Raw genomic sequence first — 23,475 nt, forward strand, 5'->3', positions numbered from 1 at the left:
CCTCGTTCTGGCAGAAAGCGGGTTATCTCCAAAGCCAAAAAAGCCTCCCAATGGGAGGCTTTTTTGTGCCTTGGAATGAGGTCTAGCCGCGGTTACGCATCACGCCTTCCTGCACCGTAGAGGCGACCAGCACGCCGTCCTGGGTGTAGAATTCGCCGCGCACAAAACCACGCGCGCTGGAGGCCGATGTGCTTTCCACGCTGTACAGCAGCCATTCGTTCATATTGAACGGGCGGTGGAACCACATGGAATGATCGATGGTCGCTACCTGCATGCCCGGCTCCAGGAAGCCGACGCCGTGCGGCTGTAGCGCCACCGGCAGGAAATTAAAGTCGGAAGCATAGCCCAACAGGTACTGGTGAATATGCAGCGAGTCTGGCACGGCGCCGTTGGCGCGGATCCAGACCTGGCGGCGCGGTTCGGCGACATGGCCTTTCAGCGGGTTATGGAATTCGACCGGGCGAATTTCTAACGGTTTATCACAGAGAAACTTTTCTTTCGCCTGCGGCGGCAGCAGATGCGCCAGCGAACGGGCGATGTCGGTTTCCGACGGCAGACCTTCCGGCGACGGTGCGGCCGGCATGGTCTTCTGGTGTTCATAGCCCGGCTCAGGTGCCTGGAATGATGCGGTCATGTAGAAGATCGGTTTGCCGTTCTGAATAGCCGCTACGCGGCGCGCGCTAAAGCTGTTGCCGTCGCGCAGCACTTCAACGTCGTAAACAATCGGCTTCTGACTGTCTCCGGGACGCAGGAAGTAGCTGTGGAATGAATGCACCAGACGGTCGCTGGGGACAGTCTCTTTTGCCGCATACAGCGCCTGGCCGACAACCTGTCCGCCAAAGACCTGACGCAGGCCAAGATCTTCGCTCTGTCCGCGGAACAGCCCTTCTTCAATTTTTTCCAGATTTAATAACGTCAGCAGATTCGATAGCGCCTGGCTCATTGATACCCTCTATATTTTACTGTCACAGCGTCAGGTGAATGTTTCCATTATAACGCAGTTTCGCCAGTGGTCCGATGGGTTCAATTGTCTGAATAATGGTTCGTTTGCAGGTATTAATGTGAATTATGTGCCACACTTAAGCGGTAAAATTTGTTAAGGCGTTGTCACTCAAATGAGAAAACAGCCTTAATTTGAGTGAGCGAAAAGGAGAATGCTAATGAAACTCGTGCCGATCTTAAGTGGTTTGGCGGTTGCACTGACCCTCGCGGGCTGTGCCCAGACTCACCAGCAAAGTCAGAATCAGTCACCTGCGCCAGAAGCAGCAGCCCAGGCCGCAGCAATCACGGGGCCGAACGTCTCCGGTACCGTATGGATTCGCCAGAAAGTGGCGCTGCCGCCGGATGCGGTTCTGACGGTCACCTTGTCCGATGCTTCACTGGCTGATGCGCCGTCTCGCGTACTGTCGCAGAAAGTCACGCGTACGGAAGGTAAGCAGGCGCCGTTTAGCTTCGTTCTGCCGTACAACCCGGCCGACATTCAGCCGAACGCGCGCATTCTGTTAAGCGCCGCGGTGACGCAAAACGGCAAGCTGCTGTTTATCACCGATACCATCCAGGAAGTTATCAACCACGGCGGCACTAAAGCCGATGTGACGCTGGTTCCGGTACAGCAAACCGCGGTGCCGGTGCAGGACACCGCCCCGGTTCAGGTCCCGTAACCCTCAATGCCCTCCACGTGAGGGCATTTTTTTGCCCGATGGCTGGCGATTGCCAGCTAGTACCGCCAGCGATATTTCTGCATATCAATCTGCCCACTTCCTGAAACCTGTACGCCTTCAGCCAGTAGCGCCTGACGCTGGCGCTGGAGATCGGGGCCGGTCAGTGAGATTGCACCGTGGCGGTTCACCACCCGATGCCAGGGCAGGGTTGAGCCTTCCGGCAGTCGTCTGAGCACGCCGCCCACCTGACGTGCCGCGCGCGGCGAGCCCGCAAGCCTGGCAACGTCACCGTAGGTGGTCACAGAGCCTTGCGGAATAGAGGCGACGATTTGCCAAACGCGGTGGGGAAAAGTATCAAAAGCGTCCATAGTCGGTTCCTGAGGGCAGAACTTTCAGCATAATCAGCTCGATGGCCGCTGTGAAGGGGCAATTGCGCAAGAATCCAGCAGGCAGAAGCAGATAGCTTGCAATTGCCTGCTTCAGCAGGGATAATGCGCCAGCGCGTTGGGTAACAACGCTCTCAATGGGGGCCCTGTTGGTTCTCCCGCAACGCTACTCTGTTTACCAGGTCAGGTCCGGAAGGAAGCAGCCAAGGCAGATGACGCGTGTGCCGGGATGTAGCTGGCAGGGCCCCCACCCATTTCAGGGTTAGTACTTGATAGTTAACGCTAAAAGTACTGGCACCTTCCCGCCAAAGCTCCAGTGGTACAAAAATTGTGTATCACCTTAGGGCTGCACAATGTCTCTCATGCTCTCCAGACACGGCATTTGGTACTACCGCAAAGTCAATCTCATGCCATGCGGTAAACGCCGTGAGTATCGTCGTTCGTTAGGCACACGGTCTAAAACTGAAGCTTTGAAACGTGTTGAACGTTTTGTAGATCGTCCGTGGACCGTGGTTGAAACTCCCTTGGTTACTTCAGTACCACCAGAAAATGTACAAATCCTTGCTGGACTTGATGAATTAAAATATCAGTCTGAACAGTACGTTACTTTCAAAAGTAAAGAGGTAGGGGAGCGGGAAACGGCATCTATACGGCGTTGCTTAAATAGTTACTTCAAATTTACTAACCAACCTACCAGTAAAACCCAGGCGGCAGCGTTTATTGCTGGGCTTGATCTATCTATTCCGACAAAGAATAAGTACGTTAAGAAAATTGGTGGCTTTTTCAGGTGGTTAAGTAATCGAGTGGATTTCGAGGTAAAGAACCCATTCGATGGTTTAATGCAGAAGGATAAGGAGTCTGCTGCCAGCAAACGCGAAAGTTACAGTGCTAGCCAGATAAAGCGACTAATTTCTTCCCTGGATTCATTGCCTGAGTGGAAACGATGGATCATTCTGCTAGGTCGTTTTACTGGGATGAGAGCTAATGAAATTTGTCAGCTATATCGTTGTGACATAAAGAAAATCGATGAAATCTGGTGTGCCGTGGTTGATGATAGTCAGGAAGGGCAAACAGTCAAAACAGATAGCAGTAAACGAAGTATTCCATTGCACAAAGAACTGATTTATAACGGTTTCCTTGAGTATGTAGAGAAGGCAAAGGCTCGTCTGTTCCCGCAACTGACATTTTATAAAGGTTCATTCAGCCATTACTTCACTCGCTGGTTTAGCAGTTTCCGTAAGAGGATTTCTGTGCCTGAATTTCACTCACTCAGGCATTATGTTGCAACAGCGTTCAAAACGGCTGGCGTTGCAGAACAGTTTGCGGGGGCATTTTTAGGGCATGCAAACAGTTCAATTACGTATAATCGCTATGGGAAATCTGTTGGTTTGTCAGGGCTTTATGCGTTATTGGTGCATCTTTAATTTTTCTTCCGTGGTCGGTACTAGGACTCCTAGTTGACAAAGTGAAGCTCAGGTGTCTTAAGGTTCGATGTAAGGTAGTGTTCAGGGGCTGATGGGGAGTCTGATATGGGGCTCGAGATACTCAGGATGCTGGTCTGGAGCCATTACTGCATTGTGTTCTCGGTTAGCATGAGCCTACTACAGCCATGTTTAAAATTCGTTTACGATGTAGTACTTTTTGTTTCGTGTTCACTGAAAAACTGCCCATGACTAGCCCATTGAGAGTAGATGTTGATGCATGATATCCAAGCCAAGTTATCGTCAAATTTAATAGGTAGGCTGTTGGGTAGAGACTGCATTTTTGTCCAGAATGACGTCCTGATCGCATCAAAGAATGATATTTCGATCGCATCAGATTCCTTTCGTGAATGCAAAGGTTTTGCAACTTTGCAAAATGGTATCTTTGGCCAGGTCTTGGTCCTCAATATTGGCAATAAGTCCGTAAAATATCGATTTCTCCAAAAGAGCGGCTCAGCAGAATTTTTGAAAGTCCTCAATGCATCCATTGCCGAATTCATCAACGACTATCTTTCTAAAACCTTCAATGAATTCGAAGCTTATGTGATTCATGAGTACCCAAGAGACACCCGCATGGGTTGCATTTCTCTGCTTTGCAAGAGTTTGAGTGAGTATTACTACGCACAAGCTGATGTATGGGATATGTGTCTAAAATCAGAGTCCATACAAAAAGTTAAGAAAATTGTCGGCTACCACCCAGTACAGGCGGAGGTTCTACGTGAATATCACGAGAATTACCAGCTTGAAAAACGAAAGTCATTCTTCGACCGGGTTGAGTCAAACCCGTTGACTCACGAACAACGTTTGGGTGTCTTGCGGTCTAATGATATGAACATGGTTTTGGCAGCAGCAGGTACGGGTAAAACATCTGTTATGGTTGCTAAGGCTCTTGATCTCATTGACCGTGGCCTAGCTAACCCTTCAGAAATACTCGTGCTGGCCTATAACCGTGCGGCAGCTGAAGAACTCAGGGGACGCCTTGTTGACAAAGCAGAATCAGGTCAGATCAAGTTAGAATCATTCCCACAAATATCGACTTTTCATGCATTAGGCAGGTGGCTTCTACATAACACTGGTGTACCAACCTACTTGAGTGAATTTACTGAAGACGAAATGAAATTCAAGCAGTGGGTTACTTCGTGGTTAGAAAAATACCTCGAATCAAATAGTGCTAACTTACTGAACTTCATAAGCCTTTTTCCTCAACCTGTAAATCCTTTTGGCTTCAATACTCAAGCTGAATATGAAAGATATGTTCGAGATAATGAGTTCAGAACCTTAAACGGAGACAAAGTTAAAAGTTATCAGGAGCTTCTGATAGCTAATTTTTTGTACATGAATGGGGTTGCTTATACCTACGAAGCTCCTTATGTGAGTAAAAGACGTATCGATATTGGCTTCGACTATCGCCCTGATTTTTATATTCAAGACACAAATATTTACATTGAGCACTTCGGTATAGATCGTCAGGGGAACACTCGGGCAGACATTGATGCAGCAAAATACAATGAAGCTATTCGTAACAAGCGTGTACTTCATGCTGAGTGTGGGACATCGTTGATTGAAACGTTCCATTATGAATGGATTGAAGAGAATCTGACTTCCAGCCTGAAAATTAAACTGGAGAAGCAAGGTATCAAATGTAAGCCCATAAAATCAGAAGATGTGTTGAAAAAACTTCGTGAAGAAGGGCGTATAGCCGATTGGAGTGACCTATTGAAAAAGGCACTTCAAGCAATTCGAGTTGAGCGGCTGACGGAAGAGTTAATAGCGAACAGGCTTGAGAGGGCTGGTATAAGCCAACCTAAAAATGCCGCAACATTATTGGATGCATTACATCAAGGGTACATTCAAGAGCTCAAAAATCAAAATGCCATTGATTTTGACGACATGATTATTCGAGCCATTCAGGTAATTGAAAATGAAGACTACATCCCTAAGTGGCGGTACATCTTGGTCGATGAGTTCCAAGATATATCAGCGGCACGTATGGAGTTCATTAAAGCCATTATAGCGAAAGGACCTGAACCATCCCTGACTGTAGTAGGGGATGACTGGCAGTCAATTTATCGCTTCTCTGGGGGTAAGTTGGAGTTGACAACTAGATTTGGTGAAATGATCGGTAACTACACCGCTACCAAATTACAAAAAACCTTTCGCTACAACAACAGTATCGCAAACACTGCCGGGCAATTCATAATGGAAAACCCTGAGCAGTATAAGAAGCACATAGAAACGCACGCAAAGGTAAATCTGTCACAGATATATTTGCTGGATAGTAAACCTGAGAAACAGCAAGGAGTATATGAGCGAGTTAAGGAAATCGTTCTGAAGATTAGAGAGAATGACGCCAATGGTAGTATCGCAATCATTGCACGATATAACTACCTGATAAATGAAGCTAAAGAATTGTTGAATCATTCTCGGCTACAAAAAAACACTAGCTTTTGGACCTTTCATAAATCAAAGGGGCTAGAGGCGGATTATTGTATTCTTATTGGATTCTTCCAGGGAAGGAAGGGTTTCCCTAATGAAAATAAGGATGAAGCTATTATTGAAGCCTTGCTACCATCTCTGGATTCGTATCCTCATTCTGAAGAAAGACGTCTATTGTACGTTGGTATTACACGTGCAAAGAAAAAATTGTACATAATTGCTGATCCCACAGCTCCGTCTAGTTTCATTACCGAGTTGCTTGCTCCTAAGTACGATCTGAATATTGTGTCGGCAACATTTAAAGAGCAGTTCAGGAAAATTTTCAAGTGCCCTAACTGTGAGGATGGGTACTTAAGGTTGATTAAAGGTGTCTACGGTGAATTCTACACATGTAGTACAGGACTCGGGTGTAGCGTTGGTAAGGCCAGGGTTTGTTCAATGTGCCGGGCACCTTCTGTTGATTCTAGATACACAAGTACCTGTAATAACGTTGCATGTGGTAACTCGATTAAAATATGTGACATATGTGGACGCCCAATGAAACTTCGTCATGGTAAATATGGCGAGTTTTGGGGATGCACAGGTTATGGAATCAAAGACGATCAATGCAAAAATACCATTAAAAAGTAAAAGTCATCTAATTCAATGGGTTATGTTAGAGTGCCGTGTCTGGAGAGCATGAGAGACATTGTGCAGCCCTAAGGTGATACACAATTTTTGTACCACTGGAGCTTTGGCGGGAAGGTGCCAGTACTTTTAGCGTTAACTATCAAGTACTAACCCTGAAATGGGTGGGGGCCCTGCCAACTCATACCAGTACTGAATTGTGTAGAGTTATCATGAGATTACGTTTTGGTGCGACAAAGGTAATGTAGCACTCTGAAGAACGTTGTCCAGTACTGAACCAGTGCTTGAGCAGTACTGGCAGCGTGAGATACATCGTCTTGTTGACGAGGTTGCTAAGGCATCGCGGGGATGGTCTCACAGCATCTGTTTAGCGTCTTAGATTGGAGGCTCGATGTAGGACTGCTGGACGGAAAGAATCATTATCCCAGTTTAATCTAAAAAATCAGTTTAAAACAAAAGGCGAACACTAAGTTCGCCTAATAAAAGTCAAAAACGGAAAGGAACGACGACATCATCATGGTTCGAATCGTCAACATCAAAAGGTGCAAACATTGAAAAGGTATCTGATGTCAACCCTAATCTATCCGCGATCATACGTGATGATATACCGAGGTCATTTTTTAACACATCGATCGCATCTTTAAGTACTTCAGGCTCTGTATCTGAAATTACTTCACCATATGGTTCTTTCTTAGTATATCCTTTATTGTTAAGGTATATATTTAAAGAACGATAGTCGATAGCACTAATTAGTTCGAAAAATCTTGCTCGATAAATAATCATTTTCGCACTAACCTTCCAGTGAAGAGTCAACTCGATTATTTTACGGATATTTGGTTTTGAACCCACCATACACTTTTTAAACTCACGAACAAAAATTGTTCGTGGAAAAAGGAATGCACTAGCAAACATATCTGCTTCTTTTTCCGTCTTTGAATCTCCAGTCTCAATACCTTGATGCAATATCAAATGCCCGCATTCATGGGCCAAGTCAAATCGTAACCGGCAAGCATTATCCTTTGAAGTATTACGTACAACTATAGGGTACTTTCTATTCATTGATAACGCATCAACCTTATCTGAAGGATCATCAATGAAAACAACAATTGCTCCTGCATTTTCAAGAACTCTTGTCATACTATCTATTGGTGCATCGATCCCAAGCCCCCAGTAAAGCCTTGTTTTTTCAGCTATTACCTCTATAGCTCTTGCATCTAACTCGTCAAAATTAATATCATAGTGTTCTAACACATCGAAATTTGGTGAAGGTAAATCAAGCTGTTGATGCAACACTTCGACCAGCTGCTCAAATATAGTACCAAATGCTAATACACGATTTGCAACATTTACAGGTGTTGTTTTTCTTTTGCGAAAATGACATTGCTCCGATTTAACTTCCGTTTCTAAAGGCAAAAAGAAAAACGAAAATTGCACACCAAGAAACTCCGATAATGCTTGAACTACTTCATCACTGGGTTTCCGTGCACCACTTTCAAACTGATGTATATTTTGACGACTAACATAAACAGCATCGCCGACTTCTTGCAGGGTAAATCCTTTAAGAAGCCGGGCCAAACGAAGTCGATCACCTATAAATTGTGAAAACATACTCTACTCGTCATTTACTACGGAGTCGGGTGAATCCGAATCCGGTTTTGCTTTCTTTGCAGAAACTTTAGGTTTCGGCAATGTAACAGCTTCTGGTGTGCCATTATTTTCTGTTGACGGAACCGAAGACAGTAATGGAACAAGGCCATCTAATGGGATTTCATACGAAGACACTTGTAGACCATTCAAATAACCGACAAATGTAACCGATTCAGTATATTTGAATTGATCAACTTCAACGACAAAAAACCAGATAATATCCTTGTGTTGGGGTTCTTCTAGCTCAATAAAACTCATTTGCTTTACAGCTTCAGCACAAGGGATCAGACGTCTTTCCTCTGGGGTTGAAGGTGTCCCTTTGTAGAATCTGACAGGAGTACCGTTGATAGCAAAGGTATAACGTCTGCTTTTACTAATGATGGAAAGGAAAGGCCACTTCTTCTCTACTAGTGCAGCCCTGTTTAGGCGACTACGGCAACATTCATAAGCTCTGAAGCCTAAGGACTGGTTCGTATCACCGATATCTTCATCATGGAGGTCCACTATAGAGTTGCGAACTTCAGAGATAAATTTAGCAGTAGTGATTAAATGCTCTTTTTTTAATGATGGGTTGAGATCCCATGGCTGTAGATTCTTCACTAAAACGCTCCTGTGTAACGATGCCTAACCTTGTCGGGGTTACATACATTATGTTTTTTTATTGTAATTTGTCAACATGAGGGAGGAAAGTAAACATCCCTAAGATATGTCAACGAGGATTCAAAAACCTTCGGTTTTGATACCGTTACTGTCAGTATCAGAATCTGGTATCAAAAAATAGTACTGGACAGTTTTGACACCATTGATATTATGAGCACACATTTTTGATACTTACGGGTAATGAACATGAGCCGGATATTTCTGTACTGCCGAGTTAGTACTTCAGAGCAAACTGTAGACAACCAGCTTTTGGCACTCGCTCAACGTGGTTATACCGTGCCGCCTGCTCGGGCAATCATCGAAACGATTAGTGGTGGTGTATGTGCGATGGAAAGGCCAGGATTCAAAAACCTCGTACAGAATAAGCTGGAAGCAGGCGATTCGTTGGTAGTACTGAAACTTGATCGGCTCGGTCGCGATATGATCGACGTACTTAGTACTGTCGACATGCTTCGAGCTAAAGATATAGTCGTTAAGTCCCTGGACCTAGACGGTGTAGATCTCACCAGTTCTGCTGGTCGTTTTCAGATGAGCGTACTTGCGGCCGTCGCGAACTTTGAAAAGGACCGCATCCGTGAACGGACCCAGGAAGGACTTGCAAAAGCAAAGGCTCAAGGGAAGAAGCTAGGCCGTCCTAACGCTACCAGTACTGATCGTATCCTGGCATGTAAAGAAAATGGGCTGTCCCAGTCCATGACGGCAAAAGAACTTGGTGTCTCCATCGCTACCGTAAAGAGGTACTGGAACTTTGCCCAATAACGAATTTTCTGTACTTCATGAAGGACGAAGCGACTTCTGGCATTTTGTCGAAAAGTACAATCAAGATGAAGACAGCATATTACTGTACGGTGTACTCGTTTGTGAGTTCGATACCGCAGTACTTATGAAAATATCTAGAAGTTTTTTCCCACCAGTTTTTTCATTGAGCCAACACTGATGTCCTGTCAGTTATTGTCGTACATGTTATTTGCAGATATAGGAGGATAACTCTGCATTTTTATTCATATCAAATTATCCCACTAGGATCAGTACTCTCACTAAGTGTAATGGCGTATCAGCACCTTTATAGTGAAATGACTTCAACACTAATGCCTCCACGCTCATATCGTAGTAGAAACTGGTAAACATTATCGCATGTGACTTTTGAGGTAGTTGTGGAGAACCAGTCGGTTTTTGTTTCTATTCTGTCAACCCTCGCACATTCATAGCCCGCACGATGTATTGCTATCTGTAGCAAATCCACGTCTGCTGTTGAGGCATCATCAGCGGCCGAAACAGAGCATGTAGTCAAAGCCACACATAACACTACGATTTTATTCATGAAAAACCACCTTTTTCCTGTATGCCAGCTATCCATGACCGATTAGTTCACCCCTCAATCGATAGATAAAAACGATCAATTACTTATAAATCGATCGATTAAAACGATCAAGTTGATTACTAGTAGTTTCCGATGAAATTCCATCAAATCGACGAGGGAGGGGGCGAATGGTGGTGCTGGCAAGGTTTAGAAGGAAAAAGACTTCAGGCAGGCTTTAGGAAGATGCAGTACTGACATGGGGATATCAGGTGTGATAGTACTGTTATAGCTTTAGTCATTCAGTGAGTAGATGGCAATTGAAGCTACTGCCATCTTCGGGTTTGTAGAGTGGTTGAACGTATAAGTACTGCCAATTTCACCTAGCCATCTAGACACCTGCGGAATTCACTAACATGAAAACACAAGATGTGGAAAAAAACTACCTTAATAGTGTATAGGTAATTATTTCCTCAAAAATCATTAAAAAGAACGAAGTCATGAAAAGAACGACAAAAACGAACGAGCACAGCGAGCGGAGTTTTGTCGTTCGATCATGACTGAAGACCGAACGAGTGAGCAAGGCGAGCGAGTTTGTGTCTCAAATCTATAATAGCGAACTATTATGAATAAAAAAGGAATAGGTGTACCTCGCTTCGCTTGATACACCTAAAACCTATGCGAGGTACTTCTCCGTTAGTTCACTGCGTTCACTACGGAAGAAGTACTGCTGCATCGCTTTGCTAATTGGAAGTGGGCGAGTACTTGCCTAGATATAAGGACATGGGAAGTACTGATGGATAACTGTTGAAGTTAATTACAACTCCGCTCCGCTCCGTCATTCGGGAGTACTGACGCCCTTCCACTCCACTCGCTTCGCTCACTACGTCCGGTTGCCCGCTCGTATTTAACTCGCAAACAGGTACTAGCAGTACTGAAACCACGATCACACCATTCCTGTACTACCCATGTTAGTGAATTCCACATTTACTGAACTCGTAACGATAGTGAATCACCATAACGCAAAAGACCGCAATTAAGCGGCCTTTTCGTTTACTTTATCATCCCTCTCAACATCTCTACCTGCTGTTCTGACAGCTTTCTCTTCGTACACCATTTATCGAACTGTTCAGTACTGACATCGCCGTTATGTCTCGACTTAAACGTACTGAATGCTTTTCTCAGCTTCTTATCATCTGCATTGAATACTTCCGGGCGACCTGGTTTCAACGTTTCAGTACTGTTATCTTCCAGACCCAGATCGATGTGATGGATGTTGGTAGTACCCAGTGACTCAGCCTGTTCTCTGTCGACTACGTAAACCACGATTTCAGACTGAGAACTGTAATCACGCAGATTCGAACGGTTGATGAACTGGTACAGGTTTTCAAACTCCCTGGCCTGCACCAGATCCTGGCCCGTAATGCCGAACTGCTCACGACACATCACCACTTCAACTGGGCTAGGTTTCATACTGGCTAGCCACACCGCTGTTGTGTAGTTCTGGTACGCGTTCATACCACGGCTGTTTGGTGATATGTACTGGCCTGACGTGAGAATCCTGCTCATGTCGCCTTTAGTTGAACTGTTCGACGTGTAGTAGTACTGACCCGTTACGTTCTGCTCTATGCAATGTGCAATGGTAGGCAATGCATTAGGGTTGTCAGTCCTGAAAGTACTGGTAAAGCGTTTCTTATCGAGAAAATAGAACACTTTCAGGCGGTCTTTGACGGGTAATGTACGCTGACGTAATGACACAGTGACTTCTGTAAACAGACCTGGGTTCGAACGGTACAGTAGTGATTCTGTGAATTGGTTCGCCATGAATGTCATATCCAGGCCACCATCCACATACTTCTGTACATCTACCCATGCCATAATTGATAGCTGGTTACAGTCATCGCGGTACACTTCATGTCCGTCCTGAATTTTAGTACTGAAAAAATTGCTGTTCATTCTGAACTCATCATAAAGTTCTATGAACTCGAAACGTTTATGAATATCGGATAGCAGATCATCATTGAAACGGGTGATAGGCACAGCGGTACAGTACTCTTTATCTAGATCGGTAAATCTGGTAAACAGTTGTTTATGTACCTCATGTTTTTTCTCAGTATTGATCACCTTAAAGCAATGAAGACTAACAACATCATCTAGCATGATTTTACGGTTTTTGACCAACGAGAGATCTGAAATACGCAAAAATGCACGTTCACTGATGATTAGTACTCTGTGTGAAGGTTGCTTGAGAAAAATGTTTACTGCCTCTTCAACATTGCTATGGGTTTCTGATGATATTACCGTACAGATATCACCTAACGCTGCGACTGACTGCTTCATCAACTGAAGTTCTGAGTGAACTACTAAATACGGTATATTAGTACGTTTTATCATTTCAATCATTACATATGTTTTGGCCGACCCACAATCGCCTGAAATGTATTTTAGCATTTTTACTTTCCATGTTAGTTGATACCGGACTACCTGACCGGTAGTTGTGTATTACTGCCAGAGGATATGACAGTACTGATATATGCAGAGCCTGAGTACTCCATGTACTTCAGGCTGTTTTTATTTTCAGTACTTAGTTTAAAATCATGCTCTGATTTATTAAGTACTGTATTGCCGCACTAGGACCAGGTTTCAATTCTTTAGTACTGATAAGTCGTGCAAGTTCTTCAACCTGTGAAGTACTCAGCCTGACAGTTACGACAATAGTTTTCTTTTGTTTATTTTCTTTCATATTGGATTACTTTTTTGGGTAAATTCGGCATAAAAAAAGATCACATTGCTGTGATGCTTTTATTGTACCCTTGGATTCATTTTAGCTTCATTTTTTTCACCTTGAACATTATGACAATTGTCTCTTTGCTTTTTTATGAAAATGAAGGGTTGGTGTAAGGCATTGTAATTAAGTTGATTTCTTATGCCAAAGGGAGGGTAATGTACAAAAATATTTGTGCTATAGAGAGAAAAAAATACTGAAATGATTTTTAGTTTCTATGTTGATTTGATTTTGTTTTGTGTATGTTTGCCATTGCATGATCATAGGTTGCCTGATCTGCGAATAGTACAGTCCCAAAAACAGGATGGTTTTTTATGTAAATTGCTCCAGCAGCAATTTCTTGTTCGATGATGCGACTTATTAGTTCAGCGATTGACATCATTAAGTTCCTTTTGGTGTTAATATTATGGATTAGGCATAAGAGAATCATTCGTGATAGTTACAGTTAGAAAAAACTTTCACCTTTCTTCCTACCTAATATTTATTGAAAATTACTTATATAAGGATGTTTAAATTGTACCACTCTTTTTAAAAAATTTTCACGAAAGTGCCATTTTTCTTGCTTTTTGCTCTGATACAAGATTACAAGCAAAACTATGCCAATGGTATAAGGATAAATTTTGAGCTTTGTTTGGCATAGACTGCTGAGAGGATTATCATTTGGAGCATTTCTACAAGGCCCCTAACCGCAGTCACAGTACTTCATCCCTTGCCCCGCGTTGTTCCATTCTGCGTCATGTCCAGTGCCCTTCATGATGCATACTGAACCCTGTTTCATGGCCCTGTAAAGACACCTGAAGTCTACTGTCCCGATTGAACACAGCAATGCCCTCCAGAAGAGACACGATGCCCTTTACGCTGTCAGTACAGATCCAGTACTGGACAACGTTCTTCAGAGTGCTACATTACCTTTGTCGCACCAAAACGTAATCTCATGATAACTCTACACAATTCAGTACTGGTATGAGTTGGCAGGGCCCCCACCCATTTGTGCCTCTCTTCTTTTCGCGATCCCCGCTTTTGTACCCCTTAAATAGTCAGGCCTTTTGTGCTTAACGTTCTGATGTTTAAAATAAACTTCATCTAATTGTAATAAACTTGTCATATATGTGTCATAAATTGCATTTAAATTAATATTGGGTGTTTATATTGCCTTGTGTGTTAAAAATATATTTGTGGAATGTGTTGTTAACTTGATGTATTAGTTATTACAGAAATAATACAAACAAGCCGCTGTGAAGCGCTAACACACATCCGCGTCCTGGATGACGCGTGGCGAGGATAAACATGACCATTGCAGTGCTGAACGTAAAAATTGATGAAAGCGTAAAAGAGAAACTTCGCCACTACGCGGAGGCTAATGGCCTGACGTTAGGCGCGGCGGCGGAAAAGCTGCTGCTGCTGGGTTTTGCGGCGGAAGAAGAGGCGGGCGTATGTGAAGATGACATCGACAGCCAGCATACGGAAGAAGATGTTGCACCATTTACACCTAAAGAAATCAAAGCATTACGTAAAATCCTGAAGAAGAGAAAATGAAACAGCCACCGACCATAGCCTGTAATTACAGTGAAGCCTGCGATTTGTTACGCTCGGGCTACGTAAAGCATGTTCTTCTCAACTGGAACGTGGGTAGCGATGAATTCTTTCGTATTGCCTCCGACTGGTGCGATACCGGGGCGAAGATTAAAAAAGAGGGAGAATCTTTCGTTATTTCGCTAAAAGGTTTTCCGATCCCTCCGCAGCACTAATATATTCTTTGGTTTCATTTTATTTTTATAAAGAATATATCAGCGCCAGGCCCATTCTGTTATTGCGCGCGGCAATGCATCGCGCGCGATTAAATAATTTTCCGCACTTTATTCCCGCTGTGCTGGCCCGCTAATGCGGTCCATACGGGCTGCAAAGTCATAAACGCTTGCCGCAGGGTGTTATCATCCAGCGTGAAGGGAATACGCAGGTTCCGCTCACCGCCACCGGCCAGGCCAAAGCGCGTTCCGACGCCAATATGAATTCCAACCGCCTCCGCGCGGGCGGCAAAACGCGTTGCCATCATGTCTGGTAGCGTTACCCAGAACGATAGCCCTCCCTCCGGCAGCACAAATTTCCACTGCGGAAAGTACTCTTGCATCAGCGTCGCACACATATCACGACGGGCTTTCAGCAGGCGGCGCCTTTCGGGCAGCAGGGTGCGTTCATTTTCCAGCAGCCAGCAGGTGGCCAGCTGTTCCAGCAGCGGAGAACCTAAATCCAGCGTATCGCGAGTCTGAATGAGCGCGGCGATGGTTGTGGTCGACGCGCGAATCCACCCCAGCCGCAGGCCGCCCCAGAAGCTTTTGCCGGTCGAGCCGACGGTAATAATCGGCGCCTCGTGATTGAAGGCCGCCAGCGGTGGCGGTGGCGGGGCGTTGTACCACAAATCGACCATCGTTTCGTCAACCACCAGCGTCGTGCAGGTTCGCGCCGCCAGATCTGCAATGGTTTGACGCGTCGCGCTGTCCATACATTGGCCGGTCGGATTTTGAAAATCGGGCATCAGATAGGCCAGACGCGGCGCGGTTTGGGCGATGATAGCGGCCAGACCATCAGTGTCCCAGCCTTTTTCCGGCAGCGGCAGGGCCACCGGACGGCAGGAGGCGCCTTCGATGGCGGAAATGGCGAGAGGATAGGTCGGGGTCTCTACAACCACGCGATCGCCCGGTCCTGTCAGGTAGCGCAGGATCAGCGCCAGCCCGCTGACCGCGCCGTTAACCAGCATAATTTCGTCGGCGTGTGTTGGCAGGCCGCGCGCGCAGTAGCGCCGGGCGATGGCATCCCGCAGCGTGGGAAGACCGTGCTGATCGTAGCCGGTATTTGCCAGATGTTCCGGTAGTGCCGCCAACGCATGGCTGTACGCATGATGAATTTCAGCGCCCGCTGCCAGCGCAGCGGTAGAAAGATCCAGCGTGGGGGCGGCATTGGTACGCGGTGCCCGCGGATGACTATTTCCCGCCAGGGTTACCGTGGAGCCGCTTCCCTGACGGCTTTGCACATAGCCTTCATCGCGTAGCTGCGCTAGCGCGCTGGCGATAGTGGTACGGCTGACACCCAGCGCGCTGGCAAATTCACGTTCGCCAGGCAGACGGGTCCCCAGCGGCAGCCGGCCATCGAGGATCAACAGCCGCAGTGCATCGGTGAGCTGTCGCCACAGCGGTGTGGATGAGGGGCTCTCCTGCCATTGGCCGAGCAGGCGAACTAACGATTGGGTCGCAGAGCGTCGAATCATAGAGCAGTCCACTTCTTTAAAACTGGTCATTAATCATAATGCCATTTTTATCGATGATGAAAGCCTCACATAACAGGCAGAGGTAGTGATGTTACGCCGACTGATTCAACTTTATATTGGGTTAATACTCTACGGCGTTTCAACTGCCGTATACGTCCGCGCCAACCTGGGTGCCGATCCTTGGAACGTATTTCACCTTGGGGTGGCCGGGCTTGCGTCGCTGGATATTGGCCTGGTGATGATCCTCACCGGCGCGGCGGTGCTGCTGCTGTGGATCCCGCTGCGTCAGCGGCCGGGGTTGGGCACCATCAGCAACGTTATCGTGCTGGGGCTGGCGGCTGATGCGACGCTGTCGATCCTGCCACCGCTGGAATCGCTGTGGCTGCGCAGCGCGCTTTTGCTGCTGGCGGTGGTGCTGAACGCGCTGGCGACCGGGATGTACATCGGCGCAGGGTTCGGCGCTGGCCCCCGCGATGGGCTGATGACCGGCATTCATGCCCGAACCGGCTGGCCGATTCGACGCATTCGTACCACGATTGAAATCTCAGTGCTGCTGATTGGCGTACTGCTGGGCGGCGCGTTTGGTATTGGTACGGTGCTGTACGCGCTGGCAATTGGCCCACTGATTCAAATTTGCCTGCCGTGGTTCCAGCTGCCGCGCGTCGCTCAGCGCAAACCGCTAAAAGCCGAACTGCCGTCCTGATCCCGATGGCATCAGGATAATCCGCTGATGCCGTGCCCCATCATGTAAAGCCCTACCAGAATGATCAGCGCGCCGGAAAACCACGGAGCCCGGCGTGACAGTTCGCCAAAGCCGCGCCAGCGTGTGCTGACGTGTTTAAGGCCAATGGCGGCGATGGCACCGGAAGCGACTAACGTCAGCGCGAGCCCGACGCTAAAGCTCAGCACCAGCGTTGCGCCCAGCGCGACGTGCTTTAGCTGAAGACAGATCAGCAAAATAGTGATGGATGCCGGGCAGGGGATCAGCCCACCGGTCAGGCCAAACATGACGATCTGCCCGGTCGTGACCTTCTGCCCGGTGAAGCGTCGGTTGATCTCTTCGGCATGCGCGCGCTGGTGGGCATCTTGCTCGTCAACGTCCACCAGATGGTCGTGGTGATGGTGATCGTGAGACGGGTGGTCATGTCCATGTGCGTGGCCATGATCATGGTCATGAGAGTGGTGATGATGATGGTGATGCGCACCGTGCGACTCGCGCCAGGTTCGCCACAGCATCCATAGGGCGATAGCAATAATGATGATACCGGACAGCAGTTGAAACCACGGCTCGGCCGTCTGCGCGTTCCAGCCGCGGCCAAACCACATTCCCGCCATGGCGATAATCCAGACTACCGCCGTGTGCGATAGCGTGGCAGCGAGTCCCAGAAACACGGCCTGCTTGAGGGTACCGCGAATGGCGACGATAAACGCGGCCATCATGGTTTTGGAGTGTCCTGGTTCCAGGCCGTGCAGGGCGCCAAGCGCAATCGCACCGGGGATAAAGAACCAGGCATTGCCCTGTTGTAAGAGCGTGGTGAAGTCGGTCATTGCCGTGAAGATCCTTGTCAGAAAGTGCGCACACTATACTCCTACCCAGTATTTATATACTACCCCCTAGTACAAAAATACGCAGAAAAGGCGGTGCATGGTATGCTTGCGCAGGTGTAGAGAAAGGAACCCGCTATGTCACATACCGTTCGTCACAAGAAGATGTTATTGACCCGCCTGAAGAAAATTCAGGGGCAGAGCGCTGCGCTGGAAAAAATGCTGAACCGCGAGCACGAGTGCGCCGAGGTGCTACAGCAGTTGGCGGCTATTCGCGGTGCGGTTAACGGTATGATGATGCAGGTGATTCAGGGCCATCTCACCGATCACGTGGTGAAAGAGCCCGATGAAACGCAGCGTGAAGCCGACCTGGAGGTGGTCATGCAGGTGATGAAGTCTTACCTGAAGTAGCGTGCGTGCGCAGATTGTTTTCCGACCAGATAATAAAGGCCTCTTTGGGTAAGGCTTTGCTGTAGAGCCAGCCTTGCCCGAACTGCACACCATGTTCGTGTAACCACTTGGCCTGACATGGGGTTTCAATCCCTTCCGCCACCACGTTGAGCTGAAGGGTTTTCGCCATCTCAATGATGTACGGCGTGACCTGCGCATATTCCAGTGCGTCAACGAAAGATTTATCCAGCTTTAAGGTATCAACCTCTAAATCCTGTAGGTAGCTCAGGCTCGAGTAGCCGGTGCCGAAATCGTCGATATAGATGGCGTGCCCGGCCTTACGGTAGGCTTTAATTGCCGGTAGCGTGGTTTTTGGGTCGGCGAAGCCGCGTTCGGTTAGCTCAAGCGCCACCTGCTGCGGCCGCACATTCCAGATACGCAGCTGCTGGTGCAGCAGGGTTTGCAGCACGACCGACTGAAAATCAGCCACCGACAGGTTAATTGAGACGTGCACATCCGGATGCAGGCTTAACCATTTGCCAAGATCGTGGAAGACCGTCTTCACCACGCTTTCCGTCAGGTGCGTAATCAGGCCGGTTTGCTCAGCAAGCGGGATAAAAATTTCCGGCGAGAGGTAGCTCCCGTCGGCTTGCTTCCAGCGGGCCAGCGCTTCGCAGCCCATCACTTTCCCGTCGCTGATTGAGACAATGGGTTGATAGTAAACGGAAATATCGGCGTTGTTCAACGCGTCCAGCATCCGCTGGCGCGGGGACTGCAGGTGTTTCAGAACCCGGATAATCAGCCAGCATGCCAGCAGGCTGAGCAGCACGCCCGCAGGGACCCAGATCATGAGCTGGTGGCGCAAACGCGCCGTCAGGGGCAGCGTGGAGGACCAGGTCATGATCGCCACCTGCAGGTCGGGGAACTGGCGGACGGTATAGACAACGTTGTCGCGGGTCAGGGTCTCGAGATGCTCTTGTTGAATACGCTGCCAGGCTTGCTGATCCAGCGAAGCGCTACTGGCCAGGACGCGGTTGTTATGCGTACTGATTAACGCCACCTGAGTGGTGGAATTGGTAAACGGAATCACGTCGATAAACGAGATAGGGTCGATAATCACCATGTGGTGATCGGAAGCGAAGGCCGCCATATAGCGACGAATACCAAGATCGTTTTGATCGGTGTACCAGGCCCGGTAGCCAGCGGGGATAATGCGGTCGGGTTTCGGGAAGGTAAAATGGGTGCTGTTGCTTTCCAGCGATGAACATTTAACGGTTAAACCGTCGAGGAACAGTACTTCCTAGATATAGCGCCAGGAGTAGGAAAGGCGGCGCATGGCCTGCAGATGCTCCGGGCCGCATCCCGATACCTGCATGGCGTCCATTTCACGCAGCGCGCCTTTCGCCTGGTTCATTACCTGCTCGGTGCGAACAAGCACTCGGGAGGCGTAAGTCTCCTGCTCATCAATAAACTGCTTATGCGCTTCACGCTGGGCGAGCCAGATACTGAGCAGTATGGGTAAAAAAATCGCCATGATAAGCACGCCGGTTATCAGGCCGACCAGATGTCGAGTTGTCACTGCCAGTCCTTATCCAGGGCAAACTACGACAAGTATACCTGACAATCCAGGCGCTTATTATGCGAAATCGCTTTGGCCTACCCGAATTGTCAGGAAACTAGCGCCGGTGTGCCAGCGAACGCACCAGCCGGTCACCTCCCATTTGTACACCTTGTACCATCAGCACCAGAATCAACACCGTTCCTACCATAATTTGATCGTTAAATCGCTGATAGCCATAGCGAATCGCTAAATCCCCCAGTCCGCCGCCGCCGATGACGCCGGCCATTGACGAGAAACCGATCAGCATGACGATGGTCAGCGTGGTGGCGGCCAGCAGCGCGGGCAGGGCCTCCGGTAGCAGCGCTTTGCCGATGACGTGCCAGGCGTTACCGCCCATTGACAGCACGGCCTCGATGCGTCCGTACTCCACTTCATCGAGCGCGCTTTCGGTCAGGCGCGCGAAGAAGGGGATGGCGCCGAGCGTAATCGGTACAATCGCCGCGGTGCTGCCGAGCGTGGTCCCCACCAGTAGCCGGGTAAAGGGGATAAGCGCAATCAGTAGTACGATAAACGGTAGCGAACGGCCGGTGTTAATGACCGCCCCCAGCACGGCGTTAAGATGCGGCATCGGCACCAGCCCCTGACGGCGCGAAATAAACAGCAGTACGCCCAGCGGCAGACCAATGAGCACGGTAAACAGGGCCGCCAGTCCGACCATATACACGGTTTCCAGCGTGCCATCGACCAGCAGCGGCCATAATTCTTCCCAGCTCATGCGACTATGCATAGCGGCCTCCCGTCCAGACCATGACGAGCCAGGAAGCGGCGTTCTTCATCGCCGTCACCCAGCAAGATATCCCGCAGACGCGACCAGGGCGAGACCAGCAGATCGGCAATTTTACCGCTCTCCTGCAGTTCTCCGCCTTCCAGCAGCGCCACGTGGTCACACAGATTTTTAACGACCTCCAACTGATGGGTGATCAGCACAATCGTCAGCCCCAGTTGGCGGTTAATGCTTTCCAGCAGCGCCAGTACGCTGGCGGTCGTTTCGGCGTCCAGCGCGCTGGTGGCCTCGTCACACAGCAGCACATCCGGCTCGGCGGCCAGCGCGCGGGCAATGCCCACGCGCTGCTTCTGCCCACCGGACAGCTGAGAAGGAAAGGCGTCCGCTTTGTTGCTCAGCCCCACCAGCGCCAGCAGTTCGGCGACGCGTTTTTGCCGCTGCGCCTTGGGTACGCCGGCAATCTCCAGCGGCACCGCCACGTTGTCGGCGACGCTGCGGGCGTGCAGCAGGTTGAAGTGCTGGAAGATCATGCCGGTGCGCAGGCGATGGGCGCGCAGCTGCGCTTTGTCATAGTGCGCAATATCCTCGCCGTTGAACAAGATGCGGCCCGCGCTGGGCCGCTCCAGTAAGTTCAGGCAGCGAATCAGCGTGCTTTTGCCCGCGCCGCTGCGCCCCAGGATGCCGTAAATCGCCCCCTGCGGAACGCTAAACGACACGTTATTCAGCGCCGGTTGGCCTCCTCCGGCATAGTGCTTACTCAGCCCTTCAATGACGATCATGACTGCGGCGCGCTGACCGGGATGACCGAACCGTTGTAATGCTGGCGAATAAATTCCGCCACCTGAGGTGACGTTAAATCTTTTGCCAGCGCTTTAATCCGTGGGTCATTCGCCAGCTGCGGATTGGTGACCAGGATATTGGCGTACGGGTTATGCTCGGCACTCTCCAGCCCCAGCGCATCTTTGGCTGGCGTAAGTCCGGCTTCCAGGGCGTAGTTGCCGTTGATCACCGCCAGGTCGACGTCATCCAGCGAGCGGGGGATTTGCGGTGATTCCACTTCAAGGATCTTCAGCTTGTGCGGGTTCTCGACAATATCTTTTGGCGTCGCCAGCGTGGTTGCCGGGTCGGTAAACTTGGCCGCCAGCTTGATCAGGCCTTTGCTTTGCAGCAGGAACAGGGCGCGGCTCAGGTTGGTGGTGTTATTCGGCACCGCGACGGTCGCCCCTTCCGGCAGCGATTGCAGATCCTTGTGTTTGTGCGAGTAGATGCCCAGCGGCTCAATATGTACTGTGGCGGCCACGGCGAAGGTTTTACCCAGCGCTTTTTCCTGATCTTTCAGGTACGGCACGTGCTGGAAATAGTTGGCGTCGACATCGCCATTCGCCAGCAGCTCATTGGCATTTACGCCGCTGGTCAACTCGACGATTTTCAGATCGAGCTTTGGATCTTGCTTCTGAATGAACTTCAGAATTTCGGCGTGCGGAACCGGGTCGGCAGCGACGCGCAGCGGCTCGGCGGAAGCGTTCCAGGCCAGAGCGAGAGACAGTGCAACCCCTGCCAGTTTAAAAGCAGCATATTTCATGGTGTGTTTCCTTATTGTTTTAGGTCAGGCAATGAGTTGTTCGCTGCGCGCACGCAGCACGTCACGGTAATAGCGTTCCGCCACGTCTGGATGGGAGCGCAGGCGGCCTTTGAGATAATTCCAACCCACATCCCGCAGCAGCGGATTTTGCGGATCGCTTTGCGGCCCGTTGGCTTCCCGCGCCAGCGCCTCCGGCAGCGAGTACACCGGGACGACGGCATCCAACTGGGCGCCGAGGAAAAAGGCAATCGACAATCGCTGGCTGTTAGCCGGCGGGGTGATCACCCGGTGCACGGTCGCGCGCAGGTAACCGTTGGTCGCCAGCTCAAGCAGTTCGCCGATGTTCACAACAAAGCTGCCTGGCAGCGGCGCGGCGTCGATCCACTGGCCGTCGCTGACCTCGACCTGCAGGCCCTTTTGTTCGTCCTGCAGCAGAAAGCTTAGAAAACCGGAGTCTTTGTGGGCACCGACGCCCTGAGTGCTGTTTTGCGTATCCTGCTGACCCGGATATCGGATCAGCTTGATGTGTTCGTTGGGCTTTTCGCCATACAGGGTGTCAAATGCTTCACGCGGCAGGTGCAGGGCCTCAGCAAAGGCGCGCAGCAGCGTCATGGCCATATCGGTCATCACATGCTGCCATTGCAGCAACACCGGGCGCAGGGTGGGCAGCGCTTCCGGCCACAGATTGGGCCCTTGTAGCTGCAGCCAGCGCGGATCGTGCTCGCGTAAAGTGATGGCCTGGCGCTCAGCGCCGACATCAAACTGTTCCCGCCAGTCAGGCTGCCCGCGCGTCAGCTCGGCGGCGCTGCGGTTATAGCCGCGAAAGTGCGGGGAGTGGATCATCGCAACCTGCTGTTTTTGTTCGTCGGACAGGGCGAAAAAACGGCGGGACTCTGACTGTAGCGCACGCTGTAGGGCATCGTCGATGCCGTGATCGGTCAGATAGAAAAAGCCGACGTCGCGGGCGGCGTGGCGAAGCTGTTGCAGAAATTCAGCGCGCTCAGACGGCCGGTGGTAGTGCGCCAGGCTGAGGACGGGCAGGGTGGTCAGACTCATTGTGTTCTCCGTATTGCCAATTAATGCCGTGATGTTCAGGTGGTGCGAATGCGGGATGACAACAACAGCGCTGCATGGGATATCTCCTTCGGGTTGATGGAGACAGCCTGCCAGAGGGCAATTCATGCGACCAATAACGTTATTGTCTAATTTATATTCGCGGACGGGTCTGAGCTTTTGCGAAAAATCGCTAAGGTGTGCAGCATCGGGCTCGAGCGCCAGGAGAGAGGTGCTCGGCGGGGAAAACGGTTATACCTGCAAACGGTGGGGTTGCATTACGCTTTCTGACGGCGTATTTTAATTGTTATGTTATAA

Annotated in this window: 20 protein-coding genes, 1 other RNA gene and 1 pseudogene; 9 read left to right on the forward strand and 13 right to left on the reverse strand. The window is 49.4% G+C overall.

Annotation, left to right across the window (positions count from 1 at the left end):
- Window positions 1–82: 82 nt before the first annotated feature.
- Entirely contained in the window at window positions 83–943 is an 861-nt protein-coding gene (tesB, locus tag H7R58_RS05795; protein ID WP_106927955.1) for an acyl-CoA thioesterase II, read from the reverse strand.
- A gap of 217 nt (window positions 944–1,160) precedes the next feature.
- Between tesB and H7R58_RS05800 the strand changes: the two genes are divergently transcribed.
- The gene (locus tag H7R58_RS05800) at window positions 1,161–1,661 is read left to right on the forward strand and encodes a YbaY family lipoprotein (RefSeq protein WP_106927953.1); all 501 of its coding nucleotides are present in this window, start codon (window positions 1,161–1,163) and stop codon (window positions 1,659–1,661) included.
- A gap of 56 nt (window positions 1,662–1,717) precedes the next feature.
- Here H7R58_RS05800 and H7R58_RS05805 read toward each other — a convergent pair whose 3' ends face one another.
- Window positions 1,718–2,029 (reverse strand): MGMT family protein, encoded by a 312-nt coding sequence (locus tag H7R58_RS05805; RefSeq protein WP_106927951.1) that lies wholly within the window; start codon window positions 2,027–2,029, stop codon window positions 1,718–1,720.
- Window positions 2,030–2,194: 165 nt separating this feature from the next.
- Between H7R58_RS05805 and ffs the strand changes: the two genes are divergently transcribed.
- From ffs to H7R58_RS05820, 3 genes are all read left to right on the forward strand, one after another.
- Window positions 2,195–2,291, forward strand: an RNA gene (ffs, locus tag H7R58_RS05810) — signal recognition particle sRNA small type.
- A 109-nt stretch (window positions 2,292–2,400) separates the two neighbouring features.
- Window positions 2,401–3,471 carry a site-specific integrase gene (locus tag H7R58_RS05815; RefSeq protein WP_069196852.1) on the forward strand — a complete coding sequence of 357 codons (1,071 nt, stop codon included), beginning with the start codon at window positions 2,401–2,403 and terminating at the stop codon, window positions 3,469–3,471.
- A gap of 273 nt (window positions 3,472–3,744) precedes the next feature.
- Window positions 3,745–6,594: a UvrD-helicase domain-containing protein gene (locus tag H7R58_RS05820; protein ID WP_069196855.1), complete on the forward strand. Its 2,850-nt coding sequence runs from the start codon at window positions 3,745–3,747 to the stop codon at window positions 6,592–6,594.
- A gap of 483 nt (window positions 6,595–7,077) precedes the next feature.
- On the opposite strand, the gene H7R58_RS05825 is transcribed toward H7R58_RS05820, so the two are convergent.
- Both H7R58_RS05825 and H7R58_RS05830 read right to left on the reverse strand, forming a co-directional pair.
- A complete protein-coding gene (locus H7R58_RS05825) occupies window positions 7,078–8,199 on the reverse strand; it encodes a helix-turn-helix domain-containing protein (protein ID WP_069196853.1) in 1,122 nt (373 codons plus the stop codon).
- A gap of 3 nt (window positions 8,200–8,202) precedes the next feature.
- Window positions 8,203–8,838 carry a peroxidase gene (locus tag H7R58_RS05830; RefSeq protein WP_139118285.1) on the reverse strand — a complete coding sequence of 212 codons (636 nt, stop codon included), beginning with the start codon at window positions 8,836–8,838 and terminating at the stop codon, window positions 8,203–8,205.
- A 246-nt stretch (window positions 8,839–9,084) separates the two neighbouring features.
- Between H7R58_RS05830 and H7R58_RS05835 the strand changes: the two genes are divergently transcribed.
- Window positions 9,085–9,657, forward strand: coding sequence for a recombinase family protein (locus tag H7R58_RS05835; RefSeq protein WP_182934673.1), 573 nt, complete (start codon window positions 9,085–9,087; stop codon window positions 9,655–9,657).
- Window positions 9,658–11,248: 1,591 nt separating this feature from the next.
- Here the strand turns inward: H7R58_RS05835 and H7R58_RS05840 are convergent.
- Complete coding sequence (locus H7R58_RS05840) at window positions 11,249–12,646, reverse strand: hypothetical protein (protein ID WP_069196854.1); 1,398 nt, start codon at window positions 12,644–12,646, stop codon at window positions 11,249–11,251.
- Between the two features lie 542 nt (window positions 12,647–13,188).
- Window positions 13,189–13,362, reverse strand: a complete 174-nt coding sequence (locus H7R58_RS05845) for a hypothetical protein (protein ID WP_175415488.1) — start codon at window positions 13,360–13,362, stop codon at window positions 13,189–13,191.
- 905 nt (window positions 13,363–14,267) lie between these two features.
- Here H7R58_RS05845 and H7R58_RS05850 point away from each other — a divergent pair.
- Entirely contained in the window at window positions 14,268–14,516 is a 249-nt protein-coding gene (locus H7R58_RS05850; protein WP_106927950.1) for a hypothetical protein, read from the forward strand.
- Complete coding sequence (locus H7R58_RS05855) at window positions 14,513–14,728, forward strand: hypothetical protein (RefSeq protein WP_106927948.1); 216 nt, start codon at window positions 14,513–14,515, stop codon at window positions 14,726–14,728. The genes H7R58_RS05850 and H7R58_RS05855 overlap by 4 nt, the downstream gene beginning before the upstream one ends.
- 89 nt (window positions 14,729–14,817) lie before the next feature.
- Here H7R58_RS05855 and H7R58_RS05860 read toward each other — a convergent pair whose 3' ends face one another.
- The gene (locus H7R58_RS05860) at window positions 14,818–16,242 is read right to left on the reverse strand and encodes a MocR-like transcription factor YczR (protein ID WP_182929380.1); all 1,425 of its coding nucleotides are present in this window, start codon (window positions 16,240–16,242) and stop codon (window positions 14,818–14,820) included.
- 88 nt (window positions 16,243–16,330) lie between these two features.
- Here H7R58_RS05860 and H7R58_RS05865 point away from each other — a divergent pair, with 88 nt between their 5' ends.
- Window positions 16,331–16,945 (forward strand): membrane protein YczE, encoded by a 615-nt coding sequence (locus tag H7R58_RS05865; protein WP_106927946.1) that lies wholly within the window; start codon window positions 16,331–16,333, stop codon window positions 16,943–16,945.
- A gap of 11 nt (window positions 16,946–16,956) precedes the next feature.
- Here H7R58_RS05865 and H7R58_RS05870 read toward each other — a convergent pair whose 3' ends face one another.
- Window positions 16,957–17,790, reverse strand: coding sequence for a nickel/cobalt efflux protein RcnA (locus tag H7R58_RS05870; protein ID WP_182929379.1), 834 nt, complete (start codon window positions 17,788–17,790; stop codon window positions 16,957–16,959).
- A 135-nt stretch (window positions 17,791–17,925) separates the two neighbouring features.
- Between H7R58_RS05870 and H7R58_RS05875 the strand changes: the two genes are divergently transcribed.
- The gene (locus tag H7R58_RS05875; RefSeq protein ID WP_106927942.1) at window positions 17,926–18,198 is read left to right on the forward strand and encodes a metal/formaldehyde-sensitive transcriptional repressor; all 273 of its coding nucleotides are present in this window, start codon (window positions 17,926–17,928) and stop codon (window positions 18,196–18,198) included.
- Here H7R58_RS05875 and H7R58_RS05880 read toward each other — a convergent pair.
- From H7R58_RS05880 to H7R58_RS05900, 5 genes and pseudogenes are all read right to left on the reverse strand, one after another.
- Window positions 18,167–19,756: pseudogene (locus tag H7R58_RS05880) on the reverse strand (EAL domain-containing protein). The gene H7R58_RS05875 and the pseudogene H7R58_RS05880 sit on opposite strands and share 32 nt — an antisense overlap.
- Window positions 19,757–19,853: 97 nt before the next feature.
- Window positions 19,854–20,513: a methionine ABC transporter permease gene (locus H7R58_RS05885; protein ID WP_181358018.1), complete on the reverse strand. Its 660-nt coding sequence runs from the start codon at window positions 20,511–20,513 to the stop codon at window positions 19,854–19,856.
- Window positions 20,510–21,301 carry a methionine ABC transporter ATP-binding protein gene (locus H7R58_RS05890; protein ID WP_182929377.1) on the reverse strand — a complete coding sequence of 264 codons (792 nt, stop codon included), beginning with the start codon at window positions 21,299–21,301 and terminating at the stop codon, window positions 20,510–20,512. Before H7R58_RS05890 ends, H7R58_RS05885 begins: the two co-directional genes overlap by 4 nt.
- Complete coding sequence (locus tag H7R58_RS05895) at window positions 21,298–22,104, reverse strand: MetQ/NlpA family ABC transporter substrate-binding protein (protein ID WP_106927936.1); 807 nt, start codon at window positions 22,102–22,104, stop codon at window positions 21,298–21,300. Before H7R58_RS05895 ends, H7R58_RS05890 begins: the two co-directional genes overlap by 4 nt.
- A gap of 24 nt (window positions 22,105–22,128) precedes the next feature.
- On the reverse strand, window positions 22,129–23,160 hold the full coding sequence (locus H7R58_RS05900) for an isopenicillin N synthase family dioxygenase (protein ID WP_182929376.1): 1,032 nt from the start codon (window positions 23,158–23,160) through the stop codon (window positions 22,129–22,131).
- Between the last annotated feature and the right edge of the window lie 315 nt (window positions 23,161–23,475).

It is taken from the genome of Klebsiella sp. WP4-W18-ESBL-05 (assembly GCF_014169075.1).
In the GTDB taxonomy this organism is placed as follows: domain Bacteria; phylum Pseudomonadota; class Gammaproteobacteria; order Enterobacterales; family Enterobacteriaceae; genus Kluyvera; species Kluyvera ascorbata_B.